At 71.2% G+C, this 26037-nt stretch carries 23 protein-coding genes and 1 pseudogene; 16 read left to right on the forward strand and 8 right to left on the reverse strand.

Annotation, left to right across the window (positions count from 1 at the left end; translation table 11 throughout):
* The first annotated feature begins 100 nt into the window (after positions 1-100).
* Positions 101-1048 (forward strand): CDP-alcohol phosphatidyltransferase family protein, encoded by a 948-nt coding sequence (locus tag OG990_RS33785; RefSeq protein ID WP_328420306.1) that lies wholly within the window; start codon positions 101-103, stop codon positions 1046-1048.
* A 59-nt stretch (positions 1049-1107) separates the two neighbouring features.
* On the opposite strand, the gene OG990_RS33790 is transcribed toward OG990_RS33785, so the two are convergent.
* The 3 genes and pseudogenes from OG990_RS33790 to OG990_RS33800 all read right to left on the reverse strand — a co-directional run bounded on the left by OG990_RS33790 (position 1108) and on the right by OG990_RS33800 (position 5110).
* Positions 1108-2361 (reverse strand): phosphatidylserine decarboxylase, encoded by a 1254-nt coding sequence (locus OG990_RS33790; RefSeq protein ID WP_328420304.1) that lies wholly within the window; start codon positions 2359-2361, stop codon positions 1108-1110.
* Positions 2362-2984: 623 nt separating this feature from the next.
* A pseudogene (locus OG990_RS33795) lies at positions 2985-3179 on the reverse strand (hypothetical protein); the annotation flags it as partial.
* The gene (locus tag OG990_RS33800; protein ID WP_406078309.1) at positions 3176-5110 is read right to left on the reverse strand and encodes a PspC domain-containing protein; all 1935 of its coding nucleotides are present in this window, start codon (positions 5108-5110) and stop codon (positions 3176-3178) included. The gene OG990_RS33800 and the pseudogene OG990_RS33795, both read right to left, overlap by 4 nt.
* A 186-nt stretch (positions 5111-5296) precedes the next feature.
* Between OG990_RS33800 and OG990_RS33805 the strand changes: the two genes are divergently transcribed.
* The 3 genes from OG990_RS33805 to OG990_RS33815 all read left to right on the forward strand — a co-directional run bounded on the left by OG990_RS33805 (position 5297) and on the right by OG990_RS33815 (position 8579).
* Positions 5297-6532 carry a PspC domain-containing protein gene (locus OG990_RS33805; protein WP_386987631.1) on the forward strand — a complete coding sequence of 412 codons (1236 nt, stop codon included), beginning with the start codon at positions 5297-5299 and terminating at the stop codon, positions 6530-6532.
* 2 nt (positions 6533-6534) lie between these two features.
* The gene (locus OG990_RS33810; RefSeq protein ID WP_172899192.1) at positions 6535-7221 is read left to right on the forward strand and encodes a response regulator transcription factor; all 687 of its coding nucleotides are present in this window, start codon (positions 6535-6537) and stop codon (positions 7219-7221) included.
* 191 nt (positions 7222-7412) lie between these two features.
* A complete protein-coding gene (locus tag OG990_RS33815) occupies positions 7413-8579 on the forward strand; it encodes a Cys-Gln thioester bond-forming surface protein (RefSeq protein WP_406078310.1) in 1167 nt (388 codons plus the stop codon).
* A gap of 81 nt (positions 8580-8660) precedes the next feature.
* On the opposite strand, the gene OG990_RS33820 is transcribed toward OG990_RS33815, so the two are convergent.
* Positions 8661-8894: a PIG-L family deacetylase gene (locus OG990_RS33820; RefSeq protein WP_328420298.1), complete on the reverse strand. Its 234-nt coding sequence runs from the start codon at positions 8892-8894 to the stop codon at positions 8661-8663.
* Positions 8895-9350: 456 nt separating this feature from the next.
* Between OG990_RS33820 and OG990_RS33825 the strand changes: the two genes are divergently transcribed.
* The 5 genes from OG990_RS33825 (at position 9351) to OG990_RS33845 (ending at position 15083) form a co-directional block, all read left to right on the forward strand.
* A complete protein-coding gene (locus tag OG990_RS33825; protein WP_328420296.1) occupies positions 9351-10988 on the forward strand; it encodes an ABC transporter substrate-binding protein in 1638 nt (545 codons plus the stop codon).
* Positions 10989-11137: 149 nt separating this feature from the next.
* On the forward strand, positions 11138-12064 hold the full coding sequence (locus tag OG990_RS33830; protein ID WP_328420294.1) for an ABC transporter permease: 927 nt from the start codon (positions 11138-11140) through the stop codon (positions 12062-12064).
* Complete coding sequence (locus tag OG990_RS33835) at positions 12057-13022, forward strand: ABC transporter permease (RefSeq protein ID WP_386987624.1); 966 nt, start codon at positions 12057-12059, stop codon at positions 13020-13022. Before OG990_RS33830 ends, OG990_RS33835 begins: the two co-directional genes overlap by 8 nt.
* 26 nt (positions 13023-13048) lie before the next feature.
* Positions 13049-14077: an ABC transporter ATP-binding protein gene (locus tag OG990_RS33840; protein WP_386988500.1), complete on the forward strand. Its 1029-nt coding sequence runs from the start codon at positions 13049-13051 to the stop codon at positions 14075-14077.
* A complete protein-coding gene (locus OG990_RS33845) occupies positions 14070-15083 on the forward strand; it encodes a dipeptide ABC transporter ATP-binding protein (protein ID WP_355608097.1) in 1014 nt (337 codons plus the stop codon). Before OG990_RS33840 ends, OG990_RS33845 begins: the two co-directional genes overlap by 8 nt.
* A 141-nt stretch (positions 15084-15224) precedes the next feature.
* On the opposite strand, the gene OG990_RS33850 is transcribed toward OG990_RS33845, so the two are convergent.
* The gene (locus OG990_RS33850) at positions 15225-15557 is read right to left on the reverse strand and encodes a chorismate mutase (RefSeq protein WP_386988497.1); all 333 of its coding nucleotides are present in this window, start codon (positions 15555-15557) and stop codon (positions 15225-15227) included.
* A gap of 382 nt (positions 15558-15939) precedes the next feature.
* Here OG990_RS33850 and pcrA point away from each other — a divergent pair, with 382 nt between their 5' ends.
* Both pcrA and OG990_RS33860 read left to right on the forward strand, forming a co-directional pair.
* On the forward strand, positions 15940-18345 hold the full coding sequence (pcrA, locus tag OG990_RS33855) for a DNA helicase PcrA (protein WP_406078311.1): 2406 nt from the start codon (positions 15940-15942) through the stop codon (positions 18343-18345).
* Positions 18346-18504: 159 nt separating this feature from the next.
* Positions 18505-18972, forward strand: coding sequence for an NUDIX domain-containing protein (locus OG990_RS33860; RefSeq protein ID WP_328420284.1), 468 nt, complete (start codon positions 18505-18507; stop codon positions 18970-18972).
* A gap of 1 nt (position 18973) precedes the next feature.
* Here OG990_RS33860 and OG990_RS33865 read toward each other — a convergent pair whose 3' ends face one another.
* The gene (locus OG990_RS33865; protein ID WP_406078312.1) at positions 18974-19735 is read right to left on the reverse strand and encodes a M23 family metallopeptidase; all 762 of its coding nucleotides are present in this window, start codon (positions 19733-19735) and stop codon (positions 18974-18976) included.
* A gap of 273 nt (positions 19736-20008) precedes the next feature.
* Positions 20009-20716 (reverse strand): M23 family metallopeptidase, encoded by a 708-nt coding sequence (locus OG990_RS33870; protein ID WP_328420280.1) that lies wholly within the window; start codon positions 20714-20716, stop codon positions 20009-20011.
* 98 nt (positions 20717-20814) lie between these two features.
* On the opposite strand from OG990_RS33870, the gene OG990_RS33875 reads away from it, so the two are divergent.
* From OG990_RS33875 to sucD, 4 genes are all read left to right on the forward strand, one after another.
* A complete protein-coding gene (locus OG990_RS33875; protein WP_406078313.1) occupies positions 20815-21162 on the forward strand; it encodes a hypothetical protein in 348 nt (115 codons plus the stop codon).
* Complete coding sequence (locus OG990_RS33880) at positions 21162-21566, forward strand: cobalamin B12-binding domain-containing protein (RefSeq protein WP_252420090.1); 405 nt, start codon at positions 21162-21164, stop codon at positions 21564-21566. Before OG990_RS33875 ends, OG990_RS33880 begins: the two co-directional genes overlap by 1 nt.
* A gap of 432 nt (positions 21567-21998) precedes the next feature.
* Positions 21999-23177, forward strand: a complete 1179-nt coding sequence (gene sucC, locus OG990_RS33885; RefSeq protein ID WP_355608080.1) for an ADP-forming succinate--CoA ligase subunit beta — start codon at positions 21999-22001, stop codon at positions 23175-23177.
* A 2-nt stretch (positions 23178-23179) separates the two neighbouring features.
* The gene (sucD, locus tag OG990_RS33890) at positions 23180-24067 is read left to right on the forward strand and encodes a succinate--CoA ligase subunit alpha (protein WP_328420273.1); all 888 of its coding nucleotides are present in this window, start codon (positions 23180-23182) and stop codon (positions 24065-24067) included.
* A 168-nt stretch (positions 24068-24235) separates the two neighbouring features.
* Here sucD and OG990_RS33895 read toward each other — a convergent pair whose 3' ends face one another.
* A complete protein-coding gene (locus OG990_RS33895; RefSeq protein ID WP_328420269.1) occupies positions 24236-24502 on the reverse strand; it encodes a DUF4190 domain-containing protein in 267 nt (88 codons plus the stop codon).
* 201 nt (positions 24503-24703) lie between these two features.
* Here OG990_RS33895 and OG990_RS33900 point away from each other — a divergent pair, with 201 nt between their 5' ends.
* A complete protein-coding gene (locus OG990_RS33900; protein WP_406078314.1) occupies positions 24704-26035 on the forward strand; it encodes a DUF6350 family protein in 1332 nt (443 codons plus the stop codon).
* The last annotated feature ends 2 nt before the right edge of the window (positions 26036-26037 follow it).

Here is a 26037-nt window from a genome sequence, read left to right on the forward strand (position 1 = left end):
CAGCTGATCCGGTGATGGAGGAAACGTGCCGAGAGCCCCATGGCGCCGGCGTCGTACGACTGACAGTCCGCGCCCCGCTGGGCGTCGCTGGGCGGGCCGGTTGCGCCGCAGCAGCACGTTCGCCCGCCAGGTGCTGCTGGTCCGGGTGGGTCGCCGCGACGGCGACCTGCACACCGCCGACGTGGCGCTGCCCGAGCACCGGTACGCCGAGCGGCAGCGCCGCCGCTACGGCCTGGACCGGCTGGACCGGCTCGGCCGGCAGTCGCTCAACCTGGGTCGGGCGGAGATCGAGGCGGTCATGCCGGTCAGCCCGGCGCTGCCGCCGATGGCACACGCCGACGAGGTTTCGCCCGGGTCGATCCCGCTGCTCCCCGGCGAGCGCACGGTCGCCCGCCGGATGAAGTTCGGCCTGGTCAACGCGTGCACCCTGGCCAGCCTCATGCTCGGCATGCTGGCCATCTTCCAGGCCATGCAGGGTGAGGTGCGCATCGCCGCGCTCTGCCTGATTGCCTGCGTCGCCTTCGACGGCCTGGACGGCGCGCTGGCCCGCCGGCTCGGCGTGGCCAGCCCGTTCGGCGCGCAGATGGACTCGCTGGCCGACATGTGCTCGTTCGGCCTCGCCGCACCGGTCGTGGTCTACGCCTCGCTCGCCGGCTCGGTCTCGACGGCTGCGGCGGCGGTCGCCTGCGCACTGGTAGCGGCGTGTGCCGCGATCCGGCTGGCCCGCTTCAACGTCTCGCCCAAGGACGGCCGCTTCTTCTGCGGGGTGCCAACCACCATGGCGGCCGCGGTGCTCGCCGTGACCGTCGCGATCGGCCTTCCGGTGCCCGGCCCCGTGCTGGTCGCCGGGGTGGCACTGCTCGCCTTCGCGATGGTCTCCAGCTTCCCGTACGCCAAGCTCGCCCGGCTGGTCAAGCTGCCGCCGTGGCTCTGGCTGGCCCCGATCATCGGCGCGCTGGTCGACATCCGGCTCACGTTCGCCCTGATTGTGGTGGGCTACCTGGTCAGCGGGCCGGTGCTCTGGCTGCGCCAGCGTCGTACCGCCTGATCCACGCAAGCGAAACGGGGCGCCGCGATCAGCGGCGCCCCGTTCTCTGTTGCGCGGGATCAGTGCCAGCGGGCGATGACCGTGGAGCCGCCGACGACCTTGTCGCCCGGCCCGACCAGCGGCTCGGCAGCCTCGGCCGGCAGGTAGACGTCGGTCCGTGAGCCGAACCGGATCAGCCCGAAGCGCTCGCCCTTCGCCAGCAGCGCGCCGATCGGCGCGCGCTGCACGATCCGCCGGGCGATCAGCCCGGTCCGCTGCGCGACCACCACCGGGCCGCGGGAGGTGTCCAGCACGGTGTACGCGGCCACGTTGTGCTCGGCGTCCGGCTTCATGGCGTTGACGAAGCCGCCATCGGCGACGAAGTAGTCCACCACCTTGCCGGCGACCGGGGCTCGGTTGACGTGCACGTCCAGCACCGACAGGAAGACCGCGATCCGCAGCCACTCGCCGTCGCCGAAACGCTCGTCGTGCAGGCGCTGCACCGACAGGACCTGCCCGTCCGCGCTGGCGACCACGGCGTTCGGGTCCTCCGGCACGTCCCGCTCCGGGTCCCGGAAGAACGCGGCGACCGGTCCGGCGGCCAGCGCCGGCAGCAGCCAGAGCTTCGACGAGGGACGCGCCACCCGGGCCAGCGCGGCAAGGCCCAGCGTGATGCCCGCTGCGGCCACCCCGTTGGAGTCGATGTGCATGCCGCGGGTCAGCGGAACGCTCGACGGCCGGTACGCGGGCGCCAGCCGGTCGGCCGCGGCCGGGCTGGCCGGAGTGAACCGCAGCCGGTAGACCCGTACCGGTGGCGAGTTGCGCAGCACCAGGTCGGCGCCGACGCCGTACAGGGCGTCCTGCCGGGCCAACTCGGCGGCGGCACCGGTGGTCCGGCCGGGCGTGGCGGTGGTGGCCACGCTCAGCACCGCGCCGTCGGCCAGGTACTTGGCCATGTCCTCGATGCCGCTGCGGGTCTCCTCGGCGGTGCCGGTGAACGCCTCGCCAGCGATGACCACCCCGGCGGCCTCAGCCTCGGCCAGCGAGTCGACCACGCGCACCCGGTCGGCGACCCACCGACCCTGAGCGGTGACGTGCTCGCGGAGCGCGGTGGCGCTGGACGACTCGGCGGCCACCACGGTGAGCCGGTCGCCGGGGAGCAGCGCCTCGATCGCCGCGGCCAGCACCGCGGACTGCGGGCTCGCGCCGACCAGCAGGGCAGCCTTGGGATCGTTGATCCGGGCCAGCTCGGTGACGAGCGTACGGGCGGCTCGCTCGCCGATGCGGACCGGACCGGACCGACCGGTGGAACGCACGGCGGGGGACTGGGTCATGTCGGACGGGCTCCTGACGGGGTAGAGACGGGAATCGCGGCGGGACCGCCATGGCGGGACGGGCCGGCCGGCGGAGGCGAAATCTCCACCGGCCAGCATATGCGCCTGCCCGCGCCTGCCGCACCGCCCCAGCGGTCGAGAAGGCCGCGCCGGCAGGCGCAGGGTCAGGACTCCCGCCGCTGCCCCTCCCGCTCGTCCGCCGGGTGGTCGTCGACGCGCTCGACCGGATGGTCGACCAGGGTCGGCTCGTCGGCCTCCACGGCGGCCGGTCGGGCGAGGCTCCCGGTGGTCGGCTCGTCATTCCCGTCGGCGGGCTGACCGGAGATCGGCGCGGTCTCCGGCTCCGACGGCGAGTGAGCCAGCCAGGCCGGGTGGATCACGTCTGCGGTCGGAGCCTCCGGTACCCGTACCTCCGTGGTCGCCTCCGATGCCGGTCCCGGCCCGGGAGCGTCCCAGGTGGAGTGTTCGGCGTCCCAGGCCGCCAGACCCGCGCCGGACGTCGGTGCGGCGCCGGAGACCGGTGCGGTCGCCCCGGAGACCGGTGCGGCGGCGCCGGAGACGGGTGCGGTCGCCCCGGAGACCGGCGCGATGGGCTCGGTGGCGATGGCCTGGGCGGTCGGCTCGGGCCGGGCCGGGCGGCCGGAGCGCAGCGCGCCGACCAGCCCGAAGACCCCGATCAGGATGAGCGCGCCGGCCAGGAACCAGCCGACCGGCGGCAGCGCGAGCCCGAGCAGTTGGGCGAGCAGCCACCAGGCCGACAGCGCCAGGAACACCAGCCCGAAGGCGAACGACACCAGGTCCGTACGGTGGGCCTTCACCGGGTCACCTCCAGGTTGCCGGCATTGACATGGATGTACAGGCGCAGCTTCCCGCCCCCGGGACCGTCCGCGCCGAGGTCGGTGGTCTCCCGCAGGCTGCCGTCAAACCCGCCGGATCGGTTGCCGAAGACGGTGGCGTCGCCCGCGTTGACGTCGGCCACCGTGGTGACGTCCACGTTCGGCGGAACGACCACGGTCCCCTTGCCGAAGTTGATCGCTACGGTCACCTGGCTCTCCCGATTGGAGAAGTCGATCGAGCGGAGGTCGAGCACGGCGTCGCCGAAGCTGTTCTCGTACCGGTTGGCGAGGTCGCGGTAGTCGGTGGGCGCCCACGTGACCGCGCCGTCGACGCCCCGGATCCGATCGTACGACTCGGCGATCGTGGCCGTTCCCAGCGCGGCGGCGGTCACCAGGCCGAGCGCGATCAGCCAGCGGGCCCGGCCGAACCAGGTGCCGACCAGCAGACCCAGCGCGATCGTGGCCAACGCGGCCGCGAAGTACGCCGACGCGCCGACGTCGAAGACGTTCAGCAGGTCGAGCAGGGCGACCACGCCGAGGACCAGGAAGATCAGCGAGAAGGTCACCGCGCCGAGCGGTGAACGCTCCCGGGGTCGCTTCGGCGGCTTCGGTGGCTTTGGCGGCTTCGGCGGGGGGTACGCGGCCGGAGCCGGCGAGGCGTACGGGCCGTGTGGCGCGAACGGGGGGCGGTATCCGGCCGGTGGCGGCGGCGTGACCGGGTAGTCGGACGGGACACCGGTAGCAGGAGCACCGGTCACCGGTGCCGACGGCCAGTCGGCGCTGGGCATGCCGGTGCTGGGCAGGTCAGTGCTCGGCCAGCCCGGGGCGGCGGGGGCGGGCGCGGGCCAGCCGGCCTGCGGACCAGCCATCCCGGCCGGTTGCCCGGACACCGGACCGACCCCGGAGACCGGACCCGCTCCGGACACCGACTGCGCGCTGGCGAACTGCTGCGGAGCGGCGGCCGACTGTGCGCCGACGACCGGGGCGGGCCCGGTCGGCGACCCACCCGTGGTGGCGTACGCCGGATCGCCGCCAGCCAGCGGCGCGGTCGGCAGCGGGCCGGCGGGCGGCACGGTGCCGTACGTCGGCGCCGGCCAGGCGACTGGCGGGACCGGCCCGGGTGGCGTACCGATCGGCCCGGACGGCACCGGCCCGCCCGGCGTACCGGGCTGTGGCCCTCGGCTGTCCCGGTTGAGCAGCAGCGCGCCGCCGATCAGGATGGCCGCGCCGAGCAGCACCGCGCGGAAGGCATCGGTGACGATGTAGCCGAAGCTGGCCGCCACCAGGATGCCCAGGATGATCACGGTCACCGGCGACATGCTGGACCGGCCACGCCCGAGCATGGACTCCACCGGGGACGCGGTGTCGCCCTCGTTCGGGATGATCAGCCAGGCGGCGACGTACACCAGGATGCCGATGCCGCCGAAGAACCCGAGCACCGCGAGCAGCACCCGCCAGAGCACCGGGTCGGTGTTGGTGGCTCGTCCGATCGCCGCGCAGACCCCGGCCAGGTACCGCCCGTCGCGCGGCCGGACCAGCCCGTACCGCGAGGTGAAGCCGGCGCCGCCCAGCGGCGGTGGCGGCGCGGCCGGACCGGGACCACCCGGCCCGGGTGGCGTACCCCCGGCCCCGCTCGCCCCGTAGCCGGTGCCGGCCGCGAAGCCGGCACCAGGCCCGTAGCCCGCGCCGCCCGGTCCGTAGCCCGTGCTGCCGGGCCCGTAGCCCGCGCCGGCCGGGTCGCCCGGTGCGTGTTCGGCGGCCGGGCCGGTGCCGAACCCGGTGGCGGCGCCGGTGGGCGGGCCGAATGTGCTGGGCTCGGTCCAGCCGGCGGGTGTCGCGGCTGGTGCGGGCGGCGATGCACCACCCGGCTGTGCCGACCCGGGACGGGGCGGCGGGGCAGCTTCCTCGGTCATGCCTCGATCCTGCTGCCAGGTCCGCCCGAACGACCTCAGGACCCGACCCTGACCCCACCCTGAGATCCTGGCAGCCGGAATGTCGGGGGCGTCCCCGTGGTCGCGGGACACCGCAGCGTGTGACGATCGGATCCACCGAACCCGACCAGCCCGAAACCGTGACCAGGGGAGCCTCCGATCAGCATCGTGACCCCGCCTCCGCGCCTGTACCGCGCCCCCGAGCACCGGATGGCCGCGGGCGTCGCCGCCGGCATCGCCGACCACCTCGGCATCTCGGTGCTGCGCGTGCGGGTCGCGTTCATGGTGCTGCTCGGGCTGAGCGGGCTCGGCCTGCTGCTCTATGCGGCCTTCTGGGCGGTGGTGCCGCTGCGGCCCGGTGACACCGCGGTGCCGCCCCGGCGGGACGTGGCCCAGCTCCTGCCGTTCGTGGGGATCGGGCTCGGGGTCCTGCTGATCCAGGTGATGGTCTTCGACTCGGTCGGCGCGGCGGGCACCGCCGGCTGGCTGGTGGCCATCATCGCGGTCGGTGCCGGTGTCATCTGGCACCAGTCCGCGCCCGAGCGGCGGCGGCGGTGGGGCGACACGCCGGTGCCCTGGCTCGGCGCGGTCGTCGAGGAGAGCGACCGGCGAGCCTTCGTGCTCCGGTTCATCGGCGGCGGCGTGCTGGTCGCGGTCGGCATCATCGGCGTAGCGGCGGTCTACTCGCCGGCGCAGAACTTCGACGCGGTGATCAACGGCGTGATCTTCGCGCTGGTGGGGCTGGCCGGGGTCGGCGTGGTCGCCGCGCCGGTGCTCTGGCGGACGTACAACCAGCTCCGCTCGGAGCGCGAGGGGCGCATCCGCGAGCAGGAGCGGGCCGAGCTGGCCGCGATGGTGCACGACCAGGTGCTGCACACGTTGGCCCTGATCCAGCGCAACGCCAGCGATGTCAAGACGGTCCAGCGGCTGGCCCGGGGGCAGGAGCGTTCGCTGCGCAACTGGCTCTACAAGCCCACCGCGTCGCCCAACGAGCGCTTCGCAGCGGCCCTGGAGCAGGCCGCTGCCGAGGTCGAGGACACCTTCGCGATCACGGTGGAGGCGGTGGTGGTCGGTGACCGGGAGACCGATGAGCGGGTCGGCGCGCTGGTCGCCGCCGCGCGGGAGGCGCTGGTGAACGCGGCCCGGCACGCCGGGGTGCAGACCGTGTCGCTCTACGCCGAGGTGGAGCCGGATCAGATCAGCGTCTTCGTCCGAGACCGTGGAAAGGGCTTCGATCCGGATACCGTGGAGGACCACCGGCACGGCGTACGCGGCTCGATCATCGGGCGGATGAAGCGGCACGACGGACGGGCCGAGATCCGGTCCGGACCGGGGGACGGGACCGAGGTCCGGTTGATCCTGCCGATCTCCCGGGACTCGTCCGCAGCGGAGAGGAACAGATGACCATGGCCGAGCAGTCGATGGAGCACCTCGACCCGGCGGACGCCCGCCCCGAGCGGCTGCGGGTGTTCCTGGTGGACGACCATGCCATGTTCCGGGCCGGGGTACGCGCCGAGCTGGGCGCCCACGTCGAGGTGGTGGGCGAGGCGAGCACGGTGGCCGAGGCGGTCACCCGGATCGCGGCCACCGGGCCGGACGTGGTGCTGCTCGACGTGCACATGCCCGACGGCGGCGGTCGTGCGGTGCTGGAGGCGATGCGGCGCAGCCACCCGCAGGTCAAGTTCCTGGCGCTGAGCGTCTCCGACGCGGCGGAGGACGTGATCGGGCTGATCCGTGCCGGTGCCCGGGGGTACGTCACCAAGACCATCTCCCCGGACGAGTTGGCCGCGGCGATCCGCCGGGTCGCCGACGGTGACGCGGTTTTCAGTCCTCGGCTGGCCGGGTTCGTGCTGGACGCCTTCGCGGCCCGGCCGGACGCGCCGGTGGCCGATCCGGAGCTGGACCAGCTCACCAACCGGGAGCGGGAGGTGCTGCGGCTGCTCGCCCGGGGGTACGCGTACAAGGAGATCGCGAAGGAGCTGTTCATCTCCATCAAGACGGTGGAGACGCACGTGTCGAACGTGCTGCGCAAGCTTCAGATGTCCAACCGGTACGAGCTCTCCCGATGGGCGGCGGACCGCCGACTCGTGTGACCTATTCCTCCTCCCCGACAATTGGGTCACATGCGACGGATGCCGCCGCTCGGGGCTGACAAATGATCAACCGTCGTCACATAATGCCTCGGTCCCGTCTCCGCGCGCGGGTGCTGCGCATCCCGTGGAGGCAGTGACTCACGCGTGCCCGCGTTTGCGGGTCACCCCTGGGGAGAGGTGCACGAATCTTGATGTTCGGACAACGAGGACGACGCTGGGCGCGGATCGCGCTGGCGACCGTCGCCGGTGGCACGCTGGCGCTCGGCATCGCCGGCCCGGCCGCCGCGGCCCCGGCCACCGGTGTGGCCAAGGCGGTCGACGGCACCGGCGTCAAACTGATGCTCGATGGCAAGCCGCGCACCACGTCCGCGCTCGCGCTGCAGATCGACGGCAAGCTGGTGCCGGCGTTCTGCATCGACTACCACACCAGCGTGAAGCTGGACGGGAAGTACGAGGAGGGCACCTGGGACAAGTCCCAGGTGAAGAACCTCGGCAAGGTGCAGTGGGTGCTCACCCACGGCTACCCGAACGCCGACTCCACCGCGCTGCTCGCGGCTGCCGGCGCCACCGTTCCGGCCAAGATCGAGAAGAAGCGGCTGGACACGCTGCTCTACTTCGGCACGCAGACCGCCGTCTGGCACTTCAGCGACGGGATCGAGCTGGGCGACTGGGAGAAGGGCCTGCTCGCGCAGCAGCAGTACGACGTGATCAAGAAGGTCCGTGACTACCTGGTCAAGAACGCCACCGACCAGCCGGAGCCGCGGGCCGAGCTGTCCGTCGACCCGGCCAGCGCCACCGCGACGGTCGGCGGCAAGGCCGGCCCGTTCACGGTCAAGGGTCCGGCCGGTGACATCACCGTCGCGGCCACCGGCGGCGCGGCCGTCGACGCCGAGGGCAAGCCGGTCACCAAGACCACCAACGGTGGGCAGTTCTGGCTGACCGCCGAGGGTGCCGGCACGGTCAACGTGACGCTGACCGCGCAGGACTCGGTCTCCTTCGGCCGGGTGTTCCTGTTCACCGGCGCCAAGAAGGCGCAGAAGCTGATCCTCGGCGGCAGCACCGGTGCCACCGTCACCGCCAAGGCCGAGGCCGGGTTCACCGCCGCCCCGACGCCGTCCGCGACCCCCTCGACGCCGGCCCCGACCCCGAGCGCGACTCCGTCGACTCCGTCGGCCACCCCGTCGGACTCGTCGCCGGCCAGCCCGGCCCCGTCCACCTCGCCGGCGAGCAACGGCGGCGGCCTGCCGCTGACCGGTTCGCCGATCGCGACGGCGGCGACCGCTGGCGTACTGCTGCTCGCCGCGGGTGCGGTGACGGTCCTGATGGTCCGTCGCCGGAAGGTGCGCTTCACCGCCTGATCCGCTTCGGTTTCACCATCGGCCCCGGCCCCGCCCCACGCGGTGCCGGGGCCGATGCCGTCTGGCCCCCAGGCCGGCGTGTCAGACCGTCGGGCCATCCATGGCTTTAGCCAACGACTCGCTGTTCCGCCATGCGCAAACGGGGCATTTCGGCTCGCGCGGTGTCGTCGAAATCGCGCGCGTCACCCGGGTGATGATCAGAGAGCCGACCTCGATGCCCTCATCCACCCAGCCGGTGATGGTGGCCGCGCAGCCGAGGTCGACATCGTCCGGATGGGCAAAGACGGCGAGCCCTCGACGGACGTCGGGAAGCACGGGAGCGGACTGGGGAAAGCTCACAGAACCCGACCCAACGCGGACCGCCGTGGTCCGGCTGGGCCACGTCTTCCCTGCTCAGAGCCACCCCACCCGACCGCTTTATGATCATTTTTCAAGTATCGGCAACGTGGCGGGCAACTAACGTCTTGATAACGGCACCTTCACGGAAGCGGCCAGTGAGTGTCACAGTGGCAACACCTCACCCTCGGTGTGTGGCACTCCGTACGGCCCACGACCACGCCCTCCGCTATTTCGCGGCGGTCCGTGGCTGTGTCGCCTGCGTAGGGTTGCGCCTCGCCGGGTGGGGAGCCCGGCGGATCGGAACATCAGGGGTGTCTCCAACTTCCCTGTGGTCCCGGCGACCCGCGCCCCGGGGTGGTCGGGCGGTGTCACCCCCAGACGTGCGTGAAACCCACGACGGAACCAGGTCTTAGAAAGAGGAGGCCCCTCGGAATGAGAGTCTCGAAGCGGGCGACGAGCGCAATCGCGCTCAGCGCGGCTGCCGTGCTTGTCGCGAGCGGTTGCTCGAGCGGTGACGGTGACGGCGACGCCGCCACCAGCACGGACGGCTCGATCGTCATCCACGGCGTCCAGCCGGAGAACCCGCTGGTCCCGTCGAACACCACGGAGACCGGCGGCGGCAAGGTCATCGACTGGCTGTGGACCGGCCTGGTCGAGTACCCCAACGACGGTGGGGCCCCGCGCAACGCGCTGGCGGAGTCCATCGACACCAAGGACTCCAAGGTCTTCACGATCAAGATCAAGAAGGGTACCAAGTTCCACGACGGTACCGAGGTGAAGGCGAAGAACTTCGTCGACGCCTGGAACTGGGCCGCCTACTCGCCGAACGGCGCGCAGAACGGCACCTTCTTCTCGGACATCGCTGGCTTCGACCAGACCTACACCTCGGACCCGGACGGCGAGGGCCCGCAGAAGGCCCCGGCGCCGACGGCCGAGAAGATGTCCGGTCTGAAGGTCGTCGACGACCAGACCTTCGAGGTCACCCTCGCCGCGCCGACCGCGGTCTTCCCGACCAAGCTCGGCTACAGCGCCTTCATGCCGCTGCCGGACGTGTTCTTCACCCAGAAGCCCGAAGAGTTCGGCAAGAAGCCGGTCGGCAACGGCCCGGTGAAGTTCGTGTCGTGGGAGGACAACGTCCTCATCAAGCTGACGCGCTTCGACGACTACAGCCTGCGCGACAAGATGAAGCTCAAGGACGTCGACGTCAAGCTGTACCAGGACGAGTCGGCTGCCTACGCCGATCTGCTGGGCAACAACCTCGACTTCATGGAGGTTGTCCCCACCTCGGCGCTCGCCGGTGACAAGTGGAAGACCGACCTCGGCGAGCGGGGCCTGTCGACCGTGACGCCGTCGACCGCGCTGATCGCGTTCCCGACCTACGACAAGCGCTTCCAGAACCCGAAGCTGCGTCGTGCCGTGTCGCTGTCGATCAACCGGCAGGAGATCTCGGACAAGATCTTCTTCGGTACCCGCAAGCCGGCCGACAGCTGGGCGAACCCGCTGACCCCGGGCGCCAAGCCGGGCAACTGCACCGCCTGCAAGTTCGACGCCGCTGCGGCCAAGCAGCTGCTGGCCGAGGCCGGTGGCTTCACCGGTGAGATGGTCTTCTACTACAACGCCGACTCCAGCCACAAGGACTGGATGGACGCCGTTGCGCAGCAGGTCAAGACCAACCTCGGCATCGAGGCTCGCGCCGAGGGCGTGCCGACCTTCGCGGTCTTCCGCCAGAACATCAACGCCCACAAGATGACCGGCCCGTACCGTGCCGCCTGGCAGCAGGACTACCCGGACGTGGAGAACTGGGTCAACCCGCTCTACGTGACTGGTGGCTCCTCGAACGACGGTCTGTACAGCAACAAGGAGGTCGACGCCCTGGCGAAGCAGGCCAGCGCCGCTCCGAGCCTGGAGGCCTCGCACGAGGCGTTCTCCAAGGCGGTTGAGCTTGTCGACCAGGACGTCCCGAGCATCCCGATCTACTTCTACGGCCAGCAGTCCGGCCACTCGGAGAAGATCAAGAAGCTCGAGCTGAACAACGTCGGCGAACTCGACATCACCTCGGTCGAGCTCTGATCCGAACGGTCTGACCCCGGGTCGGGCTCGCCACATCCGGTGAGCCCGACCCGGGGCCGTTCCGCGAGTGGGTGTTACAACACTCCACTCGCCACGTTGTCACCACCGTGTCGGCCGTCCGACGCGCCCCCTGTCTGGAGGACCACCCCATGGGCCGTTATCTGTTGAGACGGCTGCTCCAACTCGTGCCGGTCTTCATCGGCACGACGTTCCTGATCTATGCCCTCGTCTGGGCCGTCCCGGGCGATCCGTTCGCCGGCAAGTGCGGTGAGCGCCGCTGCCCGGACCAGTACATCGCGTTCATGACCGAGAAGTACCACCTGGACCAGAACGTCTTCGTGCAGTACGCCAACTACATGAAGAACCTTCTCCAGGGCGACTTCGGTCAGACGTTCTCGCAGCGCGAGATCAGCGACATCATCATGACGTCGTACCCGAACACCCTGAAGCTGGCACTGGTGGCGCTCACCATCGAAGCCGTGATCGGCCTCGGCGCCGGCGTGCTGACCGGTCTGCGCCGCAACGGCTTCCTGGACAACCTGGTCCTGGTCTCCACCCTCTTCCTCATCGCGTTGCCGGTCTTCGTCGTCGGCTTCGTGCTCCAGTGGCTGCTGGGCGTGCAGTGGGGCATCATCACGCCGACCGTCTCGTCCGAGATGCGGATCTCCGAGCTGATCGTGCCGGGCTTCGTGCTCGGTAGCGCGTCAGTGGCGTACATCGCCCGGGTGGCGCGAACGAGCATCGCGGAGAACCGCCGCGCCGACTACGTGCGTACCGCCATCGCCAAGGGCCTGCCGATGCGCCGGGTGGTGGGCGTGCACCTGCTGCGCAACTCGCTCATCCCGGTGGTCACCCTGCTCGGCACCGACCTCGGTGCCCTGATGGGCGGTGCGATCGTCACCGAGGGCATCTTCGGCATCAACGGAATCGGCCGCCAGGTCTTCCGCGCGATCGTCACCAAGGAAAGCGCTACCGTGGTAGGGATCGTCGTCGTCCTGGTGCTGGTCTATCTCGTGATGAACCTGGTGGTTGACCTGCTCTACGCCGCCCTGGACCCAAGGATCCGCTATGAGTGACCCGAGTACCGCATCGATCGTCAGCACCCCTCCCGCCCAGGCCGACGTCGTCGCCCCCACCGGGACGGGCCTGCCGCAGAGCAACGAGAAGCCGCGTGGCCTGCTCGGTGACGCCTGGCGGGATCTGCGGCGCAAGCCGCTGTTCTGGATCTCGGCCACGCTGATCGTGATCTTCCTCCTGATGGCGGCCTTCCCGCAGCTGTTCGCCCCGGGCGACGCGGTCAACGGCACGCTGTCCCGGAGCCTCAACAAGCCGTCCGCCGACGGCTGGTTCGGTTACGACGTGCAGGGCCGGGACGTCTACGCCCGGGTCATCTACGGTGCGCGCGCCTCCATCGTGGTCGCCGTGCTCTCCGTGATCGGCACCCTGCTGGTCGGCGGCGCCATGGGCATCATCTCCGGCTACCGCGGTGGCTGGGTCGACGGTCTGCTCAGCCGGATCGCCGATGTCTTCTTCGGCCTGCCCTTCGTGCTCGGCGCGATCGTCATCCTGACCACGTTCAACGGCTCGGGCTCCGGCAACAGCAAGGCCCAGATCATGGGCCTGGTGATCGCCTCCCTGATCGTGCTGAGCTGGCCGGTCGTGATGCGGCTGATGCGCTCCTCGGTGCTCGCCACCAAGGAGGCCGACTACATCGTCGCGGCCCGCGCGCTGGGTGCCGGCACCGGCCGGATCATCCTCAAGCACCTGCTGCCGAACTGCCTGGCCCCGCTGCTGGTCTACGGCACGATCATGGTCGGTTCGTTCATCGGTGCCGAGGCCACCCTGTCGTTCCTGGGCGTCGGCCTGAAGTCACCGGTGGTGTCCTGGGGCATCATGATCAGCGACGGGCAGCAGTTCATCCGGGTCGCGCCGGGGCTGGTGTTCTTCCCCGCCGCGTTCCTCGTCACCGCTGTGCTGAGCTTCGTGATGCTCGGTGAGGCGGTCCGCGAGGCCCTCGATCCGAAACTCCGCTAGGGGAGATCCAGTTGTCCGACATTCTCGTGTCCGAGCAGTCCGCGCCGGGAACCGGCGGGTCCGGACGTCCCTCTGGCCGGCTGCTCGAGGTCGACGACCTGCGGGTGGAGTTCCGTACCCGGGACGGCGTCGCCAAGGTCATCAACGGGGTCACGTACCACGTCGACGCGGGGGAGACCCTCGCCGTGCTCGGCGAGTCCGGCTCCGGTAAGAGCGTCACGGCGCAGACCATCATGGGCATCCTCGACACCCCGCCCGGGTTCGTCACCGGCGGGCAGGTCCGCTTCCACGGCAAGGACATGCTCCGCATGTCCGAAGAAGAGCGGCGCCGCATTCGCGGTGAGGGCATCGCGATGATCTTCCAGGACGCGCTCTCCGCGCTGAACCCGGTCTTCACCGTCGGGTTCCAGATCGCCGAGCAGTTCCGGGTCCGGCGGGGCATGGGTCGCGCGGAGGCCAAGAAGCGCGCGATCGAGATGCTCGACCAGGTCAAGATCCCGAACGCCAAGGGCCGGTTCAACAACTATCCGCACCAGTTCTCCGGCGGTATGCGGCAGCGCGCGATGATCGCGATGTCGCTGGCGCTCGACCCGGAGGTGCTGATCGCGGACGAGCCGACCACCGCGCTCGACGTGACCGTGCAGGCCCAGATCATGGACCTGCTCGCCGAGCTCCAGCGTGAGCGGCAGATGGGCATGATCCTGATCACCCACGACCTCGGCGTGGTCGCCGACGTCGCGGACCGGATCGCGGTCATGTACGCGGGCCGGATCGTCGAGGAAGCCGACGTGTACGACCTGTACGCCAAGCCGGCGCACCCGTACACGATGGGCCTCATCGACTCCATCCCGCGGATGGACGAGAAGGGGCAGCAGCTCCGGACGATCAAGGGCCTTCCGCCGAACCTGATGAACATCCCGCCGGGCTGCCCGTTCAACCCGCGCTGCCCCATGGCTCAGCCGGTGTGCCGGGAGAAGGTCCCGCCGCTGCTGCAGGTGGGTCACGCCCGGGCCAGCGCCTGCCACTTCGCCGAGGAGCTGGTGAACCGTGTCTGAGAACATCATCGAGGTCCATGACCTGGTCAAGCACTACCCCGTCACCCAGGGTGTGGTGTTCAAGAAGACCGTCGGTCAGGTCAAGGCGGTCGACGGGGTCTCGTTCGGTCTGCGTGCCGGTGAGACGCTCGGCGTGGTCGGTGAGTCCGGCTGCGGCAAGTCGACCCTCGCCCGGGTACTGATGAACCTGGAGAAGCCGACCGCCGGCAGCGTGGTCTACAAGGGCCAGGACATCTCCAAGCTCTCCGGTGGTGCGCTGCGGCGGCTCCGTCGGCAGATCCAGCTGGTGATGCAGGACCCGTACACCTCGCTGAACCCGCGGATGACGGTCGGTGACCTGATCGGTGAGCCGTTCGAGATCCACCCGGAGGTGGCGCCGAAGGGCAGCCGTCGGGGCAAGGTCAAGGAGCTGCTCGACCTGGTCGGGCTCAACCCGGAGCACATCAACCGGTACCCGCACCAGTTCTCCGGCGGTCAGCGCCAGCGCATCGGCATCGCCCGCGCGCTCGCCCTGCGGCCCGAAGTGATCGTCTGCGACGAGCCGGTGTCGGCGCTGGACGTCTCCATCCAGGCCCAGGTGATGAACCTGCTGGAGCAGCTGCAGTCCGAGTTCGGGCTCTCGTACATCTTCATCGCGCACGACCTGTCGGTGGTCCGCCACCTCTCGGACCGGGTCGCGGTGATGTACCTCGGCAAGGTCGTCGAGATCGGCACCGAGGACGAGATCTACGAGCGGCCGACCCACCCGTACACCCAGGCGCTGCTCTCCGCGGTGCCGGTGCCGGACCCGACTCAGCGGAACAACAAGACGATCATCCGGCTCACGGGTGACGTGCCGTCGCCGATCAGCCCGCCCTCGGGCTGCCGGTTCCGGACCCGCTGCTGGAAGGCGCAGGACGTCTGCGCCGAGCAGGTCCCGCTGCTGGAGATCCGGCAGACCTCGGACCACCCGAGCGCCTGCCACTTCGCGGAGCGGCGCGAGATCGTCGCCACTCACGAGGCGTGAGTCACCGGAACCGCCTGCCGACGTCACCACGACGACGGCAGGCGGTTTCGTTTGTCCGTGGCCCTGATCGGGCCGCTCCCGCGCCGACGGGCCGGCGGGGGTATCGGGGGGCTTCGGCGCCCGGTGGGCCGCCGGAGCGGCTCACAGCGGCCCGCGGCCCGCGCGGAGCAGCAGCAGCGCCAGTTGGGTGCCGTCGGCGCCGAGTGCGATCCGGAAGCGCTCCAGGATCTCCCGTTCCCGGGAGAGCACCAGGCGAGTGCCGCCGGAGGCCATCCGGGTCGCGCCGACCTCCTGGGACAGCGTGGCCCGCTCGTGCCACAGCGCGATCAACGCGTGGTCGATCTCGTCGATCCGTTCCCTGATCTGCACGATCCGCGCGGCGGCGGCCGGCTCCGCGGTGCCGGTCCGTGCCTCGGCCGGCCCGCCGCCCTCGGCGACCCCGGCGTCCTCGGCCGGCGGCGTCGTCGCCGCCACCGGCTCGCTCCCGTTCACCGGGGGCTGCTCCGCCCCCGGTCGGGCCGGGCCGCCGTTCTGCTCCGCCACGTCTGTCATCATCGGGTACCCCTCGCACTGTGGTGCCCGGTGCCCGGATCCCGGGACGAAAAAGCCCCGGACTCCAGGAGCCCGGGGCTTTTCGCAGGTCTGATCGATCAGGCGCGACCTACGGCTGCCGGACTCCCGGTGCCGTAGTAAAAGTAGTAGCGCTGAGCGAACACGCCGTCGAGTATGCCCATGCCGCCCGCCCGTGCGCAAGCGGTTCGATCGGACGGCACGGTGCGGCGACGGGGGAGACGGCGCGAGCCACGACACCGCGCGGTCGGGAAGTGTCTGCCCGGCGGCATAGACTTGCTGGGCGATGCATCCTCTCTTCGACATCCCCGCGTCCCCGCCTGCGCCGGAGTCCGCGCCGGCTCGCCCGGACCGGCCCCGGCCGTCCGCCGTACGCCTCGATCCGCAGCAGCTGCTCGCCGGGCTGAACGGGCCGCAGCGCGACGCGGTCACTCATGCCGGCTCGCCGCTGTTGATCGTGGCGGGCGCCGGTTCCGGCAAGACCCGGGTGCTCACCCACCGGATCGCCTACCTGCTCGCCGCGCGGGACGTGCACCCCGGGGAGATCATCGCGATCACCTTCACCAACAAGGCCGCTGGCGAGATGAAGGAGCGGGTGGCCGCGCTGGTCGGCCCGCGGGCCCGGCTGATGTGGGTGTCGACGTTCCACTCCGCGTGTGTCCGGATCCTGCGCGCCGAGCACGAGCACGCCGGCCTCAAGTCCACGTTCTCGATCTACGACGCGGACGACTCCCGCCGGCTGATGCAGTTGGTCGCCCGCGAGCTGGACCTGGACCCGAAGCGCTACCCGGCGCGTGGGCTGGCCGCCCAGGTCTCCAACCTGAAGAACGAGCTGGTCGACCCGGAGCAGTTCGCGGCGGGGGCCAAGGGGCCCAACGAGCGGGCGCTGGCCGAGGCGTACACGCTCTACCAGCGGCGGCTGCGCGAGGCGCACGCACTGGACTTCGACGACCTGATCATGACCACCGTGCACCTGCTCCAGTCCCACCCGCACGTCGCGGAGAGCTACCGCCGCCGGTTCCGGCACGTCCTGGTCGACGAGTACCAGGACACCAACCACGCGCAGTACACGCTGATCAAGGAGCTGGTCTCCGGCACCGAGGGGCTGGACCCGGCCGAGCTGTGCGTGGTCGGCGACGCCGACCAGTCGATCTACGCGTTCCGGGGCGCGACGATCCGCAACATCCTGGAGTTCGAGCGGGACTTCAGCAACGCGCGGACGATCCTGCTGGAGCAGAACTACCGCTCGACCCAGACCATCCTCAACGCGGCCAACGCGGTGATCGACCGGAACACCTCCCGCAAGCCGAAGCGGCTGTGGAGCGAGGCCGGCGCCGGCGAGCGGATCGTCGGCTACGTGGCCGACACCGAGCACGCCGAGGCGGACTGGGCGGCCCGGGAGATCGACCGGCTGGTCGACGCCGACGAGACCCGTCCCGGTGACGTCGCCGTCTTCTACCGCACCAACGCCCAGTCCCGGGTCTTCGAGGAGGTGTTCATACGGGTCGGCCTGCCCTACAAGGTGGTCGGCGGGGTGCGCTTCTACGAGCGCAAGGAGGTCCGCGACGCGCTCGCGTACCTGCGGTCGGTGGTCAACGACGACGACACGGTGAGCCTGCGGCGGGTGCTGAACACCCCGCGCCGGGGGATCGGCGACCGTGCGGAGGCGTGCGTCGAAGCGCTCTCCAGCCGCGACCGGATCTCGTTCGGCGCCGCGCTGCGCCGGGCCCGGGAGGCGCCGGGCATCTCCAGCCGGGCGGCCAACGGCATCGCCGACTTCGTGGCGCTGCTCGACGACGCCCGCACGCTGGCCGAGACCGGCACCCCGGAGGAGGTGCTGGAGGCGCTGCTGACCCGATCGGGTTACCTCACCGAGTTGGAGGAGAGCCTCGACCCGCAGGACGCCGGCCGGGTGGACAACCTCCAGGAGCTGGTCAGCGTCGCCCGGGAGTACACCGAGCGGATCGAGGCGTTGGGCGAGGAGGGGGAGCGGGCCACTCTGGCGGGCTTCCTGGAGCAGGTCGCGCTGGTCGCCGACGCCGACCAGATCCCCTCCGACGACCCCGACCATCAGGGCGTGGTCACCCTGATGACGCTGCACACCGCCAAGGGGTTGGAGTTCCCGGTGGTCTTCCTGACCGGGCTGGAGGACGGCGTCTTCCCGCACCTGCGCTCGTTGGGCGACACCCGCGAGCTGGAGGAGGAGCGTCGGCTGGCGTACGTGGGCATCACCCGGGCACGGCAGCGGCTCTACCTCTCCCGGGCGGTGACCCGCTCGGCCTGGGGGCAGCCGGCCTACAACCCGCCGTCCCGGTTCCTGGAGGAGCTTCCACCGGAGCTGGTGCACTGGGAGCGCACCGAGGGTTCGTACACCTCGTGGGCTGGCGGGGGCGGCGGCGTCGGTGGTCGCGCGGACCGCGTGCCCGGCGGGCGGGGCACCTTCAGCGGGGGCACGCCCAAGGCCGCGCAGTTGGCGAAGCGGCTCGGCGTGGACGCCAGCCGCCTGACCACGGCCAGTGAGCTGCCGCAGGGGCCGAAGGTGGCGGCCGGCGACCGGGTCAACCACCAACGCTACGGGCTGGGGCGGGTGGTCGCCGTCGAGGGGCACGGCCCCGGCGCCCGCGCGCAGATCGACTTCGGCGACCAGACGATGTGGCTGGTGCTGCGGCACGCCCCGATCGACAAGCTCTGACCTCGTCACGTCGAGCCGGAGTCGCCCTCCCACGATTCGCGCTACATCCGGGAAAGAGTGGCCTCCGGAGGTGCTGAGGCCACTCTTTCCCGGATGCCGCGACCGAGCACGCCCGACGTCGAGAGATCACTGATATAGGGTCCGGCGGGAGGTGCGAGGATGAGTTTCCGGCTGGCGGCGTACGCCGTGTGCATCGAGGATGAGCGGGTACTGCTCGCCCGTTACGTACCACCGGCGGGCGACACTCACTGGACCCTCCCAGGCGGCAAGGTCGAGCACGCGGAGGATCCGTTCGATGCGGTGATCCGGGAGGTCGCCGAGGAGACCGGCTGCGACGCGGTGGTCGAACGTCTCCTGGGTGTGGACTCGAGAGTGATCCCCGTTGCCGAGGCGTGGTTGGGGATCGAGCACCAGAACGTCGGCATCTTCTACCGAGTTCGTATCACCGGTGGCGCTCTCCGGCCCGAGCCGAACGGCGAGACCGCCGAGTCGGTCTGGACTCCGATACCCGACGTAGCTCGCCTGCGCCGATCATCGCTGGTAGACATCGGCCTCGCACTGGCGCAGACCCTTCCGGTGACCGGCCACGTCGCCTCCGTCCCGGTCGCCGGTCTCATTCAGCACTGAGTCAGCAGCCCAGGTCGACGCCGCGTGCGCGCATGAACGGCGCCGGGTCGATCTGGTTCCACATGCCCTGGTGCACCTCGAAGTGCAGGTGCGGGCCGGTGGCGTCGCCGGTGGCGCCCTCGTAGCCGATCACCTGGTTGGCCTTGACCTTCTGCCCGACGGTGACCGCGATCCGGCTCTGGTGGGCGTAGTGGGTCAGGTAACCGTTGCCGTGGTCGACGAAGACGGAGTTGCCGTACCCGTCGGCGGCGTCGCCGGCCTGGACCACCGTGCCGGCGGCAGCGGCGTGGATCGGCGTGCCGGAGGGCAGCGCCAGGTCGATGCCGGCGTGCAGGGTGCCCCAGCGCTGCCCGTAGCAGGAGGTGACCGCAGCGCCCGGCATCGGGTCGACCCAGGCGGGCGTGGGCTTGGTGGTCTTCTTCGGCTTCGGCTTCGCGGTGGCCGTCTTCGTCGGTGTCGGGCTGGCGCTGGCCGTCGACGGGCTCGGTGTCGGGCTGGCCGACGGGGAGACCGGCGCGCTCGACTCACGGGCGGAGCGGTCCGCGCGGCTGGCGGCCTCGGCCCGGGACTGCGCGTCGGCAGAGACGGCGGTGGGCGCCGGACGGTCCGAGCCGGTGGTGGCGACGGCGACGCCGCCCAGGCCGAGGACGACCAGGGCGGCCGCGCCGAGCACGATGAGACGGCTCCGCCGGCCGGCGCGCTGCGGCTGCTCGGTGGCGGTGTCGAGGGTGTTCTCGTTCTGGACGGGGCTGTCTTCCTGCACGGCGGACCTTCACAGTCGAGGGGCACTTGACCTCGAAATACTGGTGTCGGGCCGAGTTGACCCGGGTACGGGGACCGAGGCGCCGGCCGACGGGCCGAGTGTCACCTGCCCGGATATGGTCCGCTCTGCGTTGTTCCGTCCGTAAAAGTGATCATGCGGGCCGGTGTCACCGGTCACAGTCGGTGCTGTGACCCAGCAGACATCCAGCCGACCCGGGCAACAAAAAACCGCCCGGATCGACAGATCCGGGCGGTCAACGGTCAGTACGCAGCGTCAGGACGCGGCTACCTCGCTGTAGATTGCCTCGACTTGCAGCTTGATGTCCACTCCGCGCTCCTGGAGGAACGGCACCGGGTCGACCGGCTGGCCCTTGACATGGATCTCAAGGTGCAGGTGAGTGCCGTAGGAGTGGCCGGTGTAGCCCACCAGTCCGAGCTGGTCGCCTGCCTTGACCTGCTGGCCTTCCTTGACGCTCAGCGCAGAGGAGTGGCCGTAGATGGCCTCGCTGCCGTCGGCGTGCTGGACGATCACCGCCTGGCCGTACCCGCCATACCAGCCGGCCTTGGTGACCAGCCCGTCGTGGACCGACAGGTACGGCGTGCCCTCGGGGGCGACCAGGTCGACGCCGGTGTGCATCTTGCCCCAGCGCACACCGTAGGGGGAGTTGAAGTCGTAGCCCTGCAGGGGCAGCAGCCAGACGTCGGGCTCGGCGGCGTCCTTGCTCCGGCTGTCCCGGGAGGCGCGGTCGGCGTTGTCGGCACGGGCCGCGGCGTCCTGGCTGGTGGCCGAGGCCTGCTTCAGGTCGTCGAGGACCGACGAGCTGACGTCCTTGGCGTCCGGCATGGCGCCCGCGCCGAGCGCGACGATGCCGGCTCCGACGAACGCGGTGGTGACGACCGCGGCGTAACGGCTACGCGGGGGGGTGGGAACGCGGCGACGACCGCGATATCGATCGGGCTCAGACGACAGGCGCTGGCGCACGCACACCCTCCGTTGTCGGGGTTCCGAGGCGGCCGGTGGACGTTCGTGACGCTCAAGTGAACGTCCGCTGGCCGCGTCGTCACCCGTCCATGGACCTGATGACAACCGTGGACACGTTAGCCAACCACCAGGCGACCCACAAGCCGAACCGCCGAATTGGCGTGTCGATCTGTCCGTTTGCGTCCAAGATTGTCACGCATCGTGACGTCGAACGGCGCCCTCGTTACTGCCCGTTCGTCGCCGAGCGTGACCGGTCCGGCGGAGTCGTCCGGCTTGACGGCGGGGACCGTCGAATGCCATCGGTGTACCCGTCCGCACTCCCGGTGATCCCGCCCCGCGGCGCCGGTTCGCCGAGCGGGTTTCCGGCCCAGATTTCCCGGGGCCGGTCGGCCGGGTTACCGTTCGTTCAGGTGAAGGCCGTGGAGCCGGTGAAAGGTGTGCGCTGATGAGCTCTCGTATTCGGGTCGTCGTCGCCAAGCCAGGCTTGGACGGCCACGACCGTGGCGCCAAGGTGGTCGCGCGTGCCCTGCGGGACGCTGGGATGGAGGTCGTCTACACCGGCCTGCACCAGACTCCCGAGCAGATCGTGGAGACCGCGATCCAGGAGGACGCCGACGCGGTCGGCCTCTCCGTACTCTCCGGCGCGCACATGACGCTCTTCCGTCGGGTGCTGGAGCTGCTCGGCGAGCGGGATGCCCGGGACATCGTCGTGTTCGGCGGCGGCATCATCCCGAACGGCGACATCCCCGAGCTGGAGAAGCTGGGCGTCGCCAAGATCTTCACGCCGGGCGCCACCACTGCGTCGATCGTCGAGTGGGTTCGGCAGAACGTCGCGCAGCCGGTCGCCTGAGGCGACGCCGGATCGGGTGGTCGGGCGGGTCCGGACACGGGGGAGGGGCCGGACGCACCCCTCACACGTCCGGCCCCTCTATGCACGATGCCCCGCCGCCACCCCTCGACCGACAGGGCATCGGCCGTCTCCCGTCATCGCGCTGATCAGCGCTCCGACACCTGACTCAACGACGCCCCGACGGGCGGGTTACGCACCCCCGGCAACATCGCCCGGACGGTGGACGCCGCCCGTAACGTGGCCGGAACCTGCCTTGTCTGCTGCCCGGTTGTGCATTACCGCACACCGCGCACCCGCTCGGTTGCCGGCGGTGCCCACCTCGCTAGGCTGCGGCCAATGGCCTGTTTCAAGTGATGACAGGCGTCAAACTGTTTTCTGAACGCTGGTGGCGGCGCGACGGCGCGCCGCGGAGACGGGACGGGACGCGCAATCGTGGACCTGTACGAGTACCAGGGGCGGGACCTGTTCGAGCGGCACGGCTTGCCCGTGTTGGCCGGCGGCGTCGCCACTACCCCGGAAGAGGCCCGCGCGATCGCCGAACGCCTCGGCGGTCGGGTGGTCGTCAAGGCGCAGGTGAAGGTCGGCGGCCGAGGTAAGGCCGGTGGCGTCAAGCTTGCCGAGGGCCCGGATGAGGCGGTGGCCAGGGCCACCGACATCCTCGGCATGGACATCAAGGGTCACACCGTCCACAAGGTCATGATCACGGTGACCGCGGACGTGGCCGAGGAGTACTACTTCTCGTACCTGCTCGACCGGGCGAACCGCACCTTCCTCTGCATCGCCAGCGTGGCCGGCGGCATGGACATCGAGCAGGTCGCCGCCGACACCCCGGACAAGGTGGTCAAGGCCCCGATCGACGCCGTCAAGGGTGTGGACGAGGCGAAGGCCCGCGAGATCGTCACCGCCGCCGGCTTCCCGGCCGAGGTCGCCGACCAGGTGGTCGAGGTGGCTGTCGGCCTGTGGCAGGCGTTCGTCGCCGAGGACGCCACCCTGGTCGAGGTGAACCCGCTGGCCAAGAACGGCGACGGGCGGATGCTGCTGCTCGACGCCAAGATCACCTTGGACGAGAACGCCGCGTTCCGGCACCCGGACCACGAGGCCCTGGTCGACCAGGCCTCGGTGGACCCGCTGGAGCAGGCCGCCAAGGAGAAGGACCTCAACTACGTCAAGCTCGACGGCGAGGTCGGCATCATCGGCAACGGCGCGGGTCTGGTCATGTCGACCCTCGACGTGGTCGCGTACGCGGGTGAGCGGCACGGCAACGTCAAGCCGGCCAACTTCCTCGACATCGGCGGCGGCGCGAGCGCCGCCGTGATGGCCAACGGGCTGGAGATCGTGCTCTCCGACCCGGCCGTGAAGAGCGTCTTCGTCAACGTCTTCGGCGGCATCACCGCCTGCGACGAGGTCGCCAACGGCATCATCCAGGCGCTGGCCCTGCTGGAGCAGCGTGGCGAGCAGGTCACCAAGCCGCTCGTCGTCCGTCTCGACGGCAACAACGCCGAGGCCGGCCGGGCGATCCTGGACAGCGCGAACAACCCGCTCGTGCAGCGGGTGGACACCATGGACGGTGCGGCCGAGCGGGCCGCCGAGCTGGCAGCTGCGGGGGTCTGATCATGGCTATCTGGCTGACCAAGGACTCGAAGGTCATCGTCCAGGGGATGACCGGTTCCGAGGGTTCCAAGCACACCCGGCGGATGCTCGCCGCCGGCACCAACGTCGTCGGTGGCGTCAACCCGCGCAAGGCGGGCCAGAAGGTCGACTTCGACGGCACCGAGCTGCCGGTCTTCGCGTCCGTGGCGGACGCCATGGCCGAGACCGGTGCCGACGTCACGGTCATCTTCGTGCCGCCGCAGTTCACCAAGGCCGCCGTGGTCGAGGCGATCGACGCCGCGATCCCGCTGGCCGTGGTGATCACCGAGGGCGTGCCGGTGCACGACACCGCCGCGTTCTGGGCGTACAACGTGGCGCAGGGCGAGCAGACCCGGATCATCGGGCCGAACTGCCCGGGCATCGCCTCGCCCGGCGCCTCCAACGCCGGCATCATTCCGGCCGATATCACCGGCTCCGGCCGGATCGGCCTGGTCAGCAAGAGCGGCACGCTGACCTACCAGATGATGTACGAGCTGCGCGACATCGGCTTCTCCACCTGCGTCGGCATCGGTGGTGACCCGATCATCGGCACCACCCACATCGACGCTCTGAAGGCGTTCGAGGCCGACCCGGACACCGACGCCATCGTCATGATCGGTGAGATCGGCGGTGACGCCGAGGAGCGTGCCGCCGAGTTCATCAAGGCCAACGTCACCAAGCCGGTGGTCGGCTACATCGCCGGCTTCACCGCGCCTCCCGGCAAGACCATGGGCCACGCCGGTGCGATCATCTCCGGCTCGGCCGGCACCGCCGAGGGGAAGCAGGCGGCGCTGGAGGCGGTCGGGGTCAAGGTCGGCAAGACGCCGACCGAGACCGCCCGCCTGATGCGCGAGATCATGTCCGGCAGCTGAGCGGACCAGGCAGCACCGAAGGGGGTCGACCGGTTCCGGTCGGCCCCCTCGGCGTACCACACGGTGCTGGCGCGCACCGGATTCACCGTGGTGGGTGAGGTCCGCGTCGGCGGCCGCGCCGGCCTGCGGTACCAACGTCGACTGGTCGGCTGACCACCCGGCACGGGCTCAGTCGTTGTTCCAGAACGGGTAGTTGCCGCTGAGGCGCAGGATCGCGCCGCCGATGATGTTGATCACGCCGAACGCGATGGCGAGGTAGCCGAGCAGGGGCGACTGGCCGTACCGCCGGGCGTCGCGGATGGACAGGTAGCCGAAGATGATGCCGAGGATGCCGCAGCAGATCAGGCCGAGCACGATGCCCAGCACGCCCCAGAGCGTGGTCCGGTCCCGTCCCCTGGCCGGTGGCGGCGGGGGCGGCGGGTATGCGGTCGTCACGGCTTCCTCCGGGCGCTCGTGGGCGTCGGGCCGACCCGGAACGCGACCGGCGGACCCGGCCCGGGTGGCGGCGACGGTCAGCCCCTCTGGGCCGAGGCTAGACCCGGCCGGACGGCCCGGACCCCGCTTCGGTCAACTCGCCGCCGCTCGGGGCGGGTTAACGGACTGCCACTGCCCGCACGACGTGCCAGAGTAGAGCCGATGTCCCCCGTCACCCCTGACCATCCCAGCCGGACCGCCGGTGTGCGCGCCGACGACCGGACGGCCGACCGTGCCGCGCCGGGCCGGCGGGTGCCCGCCCCCCGCGCCGGCGGGTCGCCGCGCGGACGGGCACCGCTGCTCGTCGCCGCCGGGGTGGCCGCCGGCTGGGCCGCGCTCACCTCGTACCTGCCGGTCGCCATCGTGCTCGGCCTGGTCCAACTCGGCGCGGATTCCGCCACGCTGACCGGCACCCTGCGCACCACGCTGGCCGGCTGGCTGCTGGGGCACGGCGTGCCGCTGCAGACCGAGTCCGGCCCGTTCGGGCTCGCCCCGCTGGCGCTGACCGTGCTCGCGTTCTGGCGGCTGACCCGGGCGGGCGTGCACGTCAGCCGCGCGATCGGTGCCCGCGGCACCCGCTCACCGCGCCGGGCGCTGCTCGCCGCGGGCGCGGTCGGCATCGCGTACGCGCTGTTCGGCGCGCTCGCGGCGGTGCTGGTCGGCTCCGGCGGGCCGGACGTGTCCCTGGCGCGGGCGGCAGCCACGTTCGCGGTGGTCGGCACGCTCGCCGCGCTGGTCGGCGCGACCCGGATCACCGCCGTGACCCGGCTGCTCGTCACCCGGATGCCGGGTCCGCTGCGCGACGGCGTACGCACCGGTCTGGTGGCCGGGATCCTCCTGCTCGGCGCGGGCGCCGGCGCGGCCGGCCTGGCGGTGGCCACCGGCGGCGGGGACGCGGCGGACATGATCGGGGCGTACCGCACCGGGGTGGCCGGGCAGGCCGGGATCACCCTGGTCAGCCTCGCCTACGCGCCGAACGCGGCGGTCTGGTCGACCAGCTACCTGCTCGGGCCGGGCTTCGCGGTCGGCGTCGACACCGCGGTCCGCACCAGCGAGGTGTCGGTCGGCGCGCTGCCGGCCGTACCGCTGCTCGCCGGCCTGCCACGCGGCCCGGTGGACGGCTTCGGCGCCCTGCTGCTCGCGGTGCCGGTGCTGGCCGGGATGGTTGCCGGCTGGCTGCTCGCCCGCCGGGTGGCCCGGCTGGCCGGGCCGGAGCGGGCGCCGCAGCGCTGGGCTGAGCTGCTGGCGCCGGCGGCGCTGGCCGGGCCGGTGGCCGGCGTGCTGCTCGGCGTGGCCGCCGCGGTCTCCGGCGGGCCGCTCGGTGCCGGCCGGCTGGCGCAGGTCGGGCCGGTGGGCTGGCAGGTCGGCGCGGTGGCGGCCGGTGTCATCGCGGTCGGCGCGCTGCTCGGCGCGGCCGCGACCCGGGCCCTCACCCGGGCCCCCGCGCAGAAACCCCGCACCAACGCCGCGACCCCGCCCTCGACCGGGCCCTGACC

It is taken from the genome of Micromonospora sp. NBC_00858, from assembly GCF_045207365.1.
In the GTDB taxonomy this organism is placed as follows: domain Bacteria; phylum Actinomycetota; class Actinomycetes; order Mycobacteriales; family Micromonosporaceae; genus Micromonospora.

Excerpts from the sequence above, each read along its gene's own strand:
- OG990_RS33790 (WP_328420304.1), bottom strand. The coding sequence starts at position 2,361 with ATGACCCAGTCCCCCGCCGTGCGTTCCACCGGTCGGTCCGGTCCGGTC.
- OG990_RS33800 (WP_406078309.1), bottom strand. The coding sequence starts at position 5,110 with ATGACCGAGGAAGCTGCCCCGCCGCCCCGTCCCGGGTCGGCACAGCCG.
- OG990_RS33810 (WP_172899192.1), top strand. The coding sequence starts at position 6,535 with ATGGCCGAGCAGTCGATGGAGCACCTCGACCCGGCGGACGCCCGCCCC.
- OG990_RS33815 (WP_406078310.1), top strand. The coding sequence starts at position 7,413 with ATGTTCGGACAACGAGGACGACGCTGGGCGCGGATCGCGCTGGCGACC.
- OG990_RS33825 (WP_328420296.1), top strand. The coding sequence starts at position 9,351 with ATGAGAGTCTCGAAGCGGGCGACGAGCGCAATCGCGCTCAGCGCGGCT.
- OG990_RS33830 (WP_328420294.1), top strand. The coding sequence starts at position 11,138 with ATGGGCCGTTATCTGTTGAGACGGCTGCTCCAACTCGTGCCGGTCTTC.
- OG990_RS33835 (WP_386987624.1), top strand. The coding sequence starts at position 12,057 with ATGAGTGACCCGAGTACCGCATCGATCGTCAGCACCCCTCCCGCCCAG.
- pcrA (WP_406078311.1), top strand. The coding sequence starts at position 15,940 with ATGCATCCTCTCTTCGACATCCCCGCGTCCCCGCCTGCGCCGGAGTCC.
- OG990_RS33860 (WP_328420284.1), top strand. The coding sequence starts at position 18,505 with ATGAGTTTCCGGCTGGCGGCGTACGCCGTGTGCATCGAGGATGAGCGG.
- OG990_RS33875 (WP_406078313.1), top strand. The coding sequence starts at position 20,815 with ATGACAACCGTGGACACGTTAGCCAACCACCAGGCGACCCACAAGCCG.
- OG990_RS33880 (WP_252420090.1), top strand. The coding sequence starts at position 21,162 with ATGAGCTCTCGTATTCGGGTCGTCGTCGCCAAGCCAGGCTTGGACGGC.
- sucD (WP_328420273.1), top strand. The coding sequence starts at position 23,180 with ATGGCTATCTGGCTGACCAAGGACTCGAAGGTCATCGTCCAGGGGATG.
- OG990_RS33900 (WP_406078314.1), top strand. The coding sequence starts at position 24,704 with ATGTCCCCCGTCACCCCTGACCATCCCAGCCGGACCGCCGGTGTGCGC.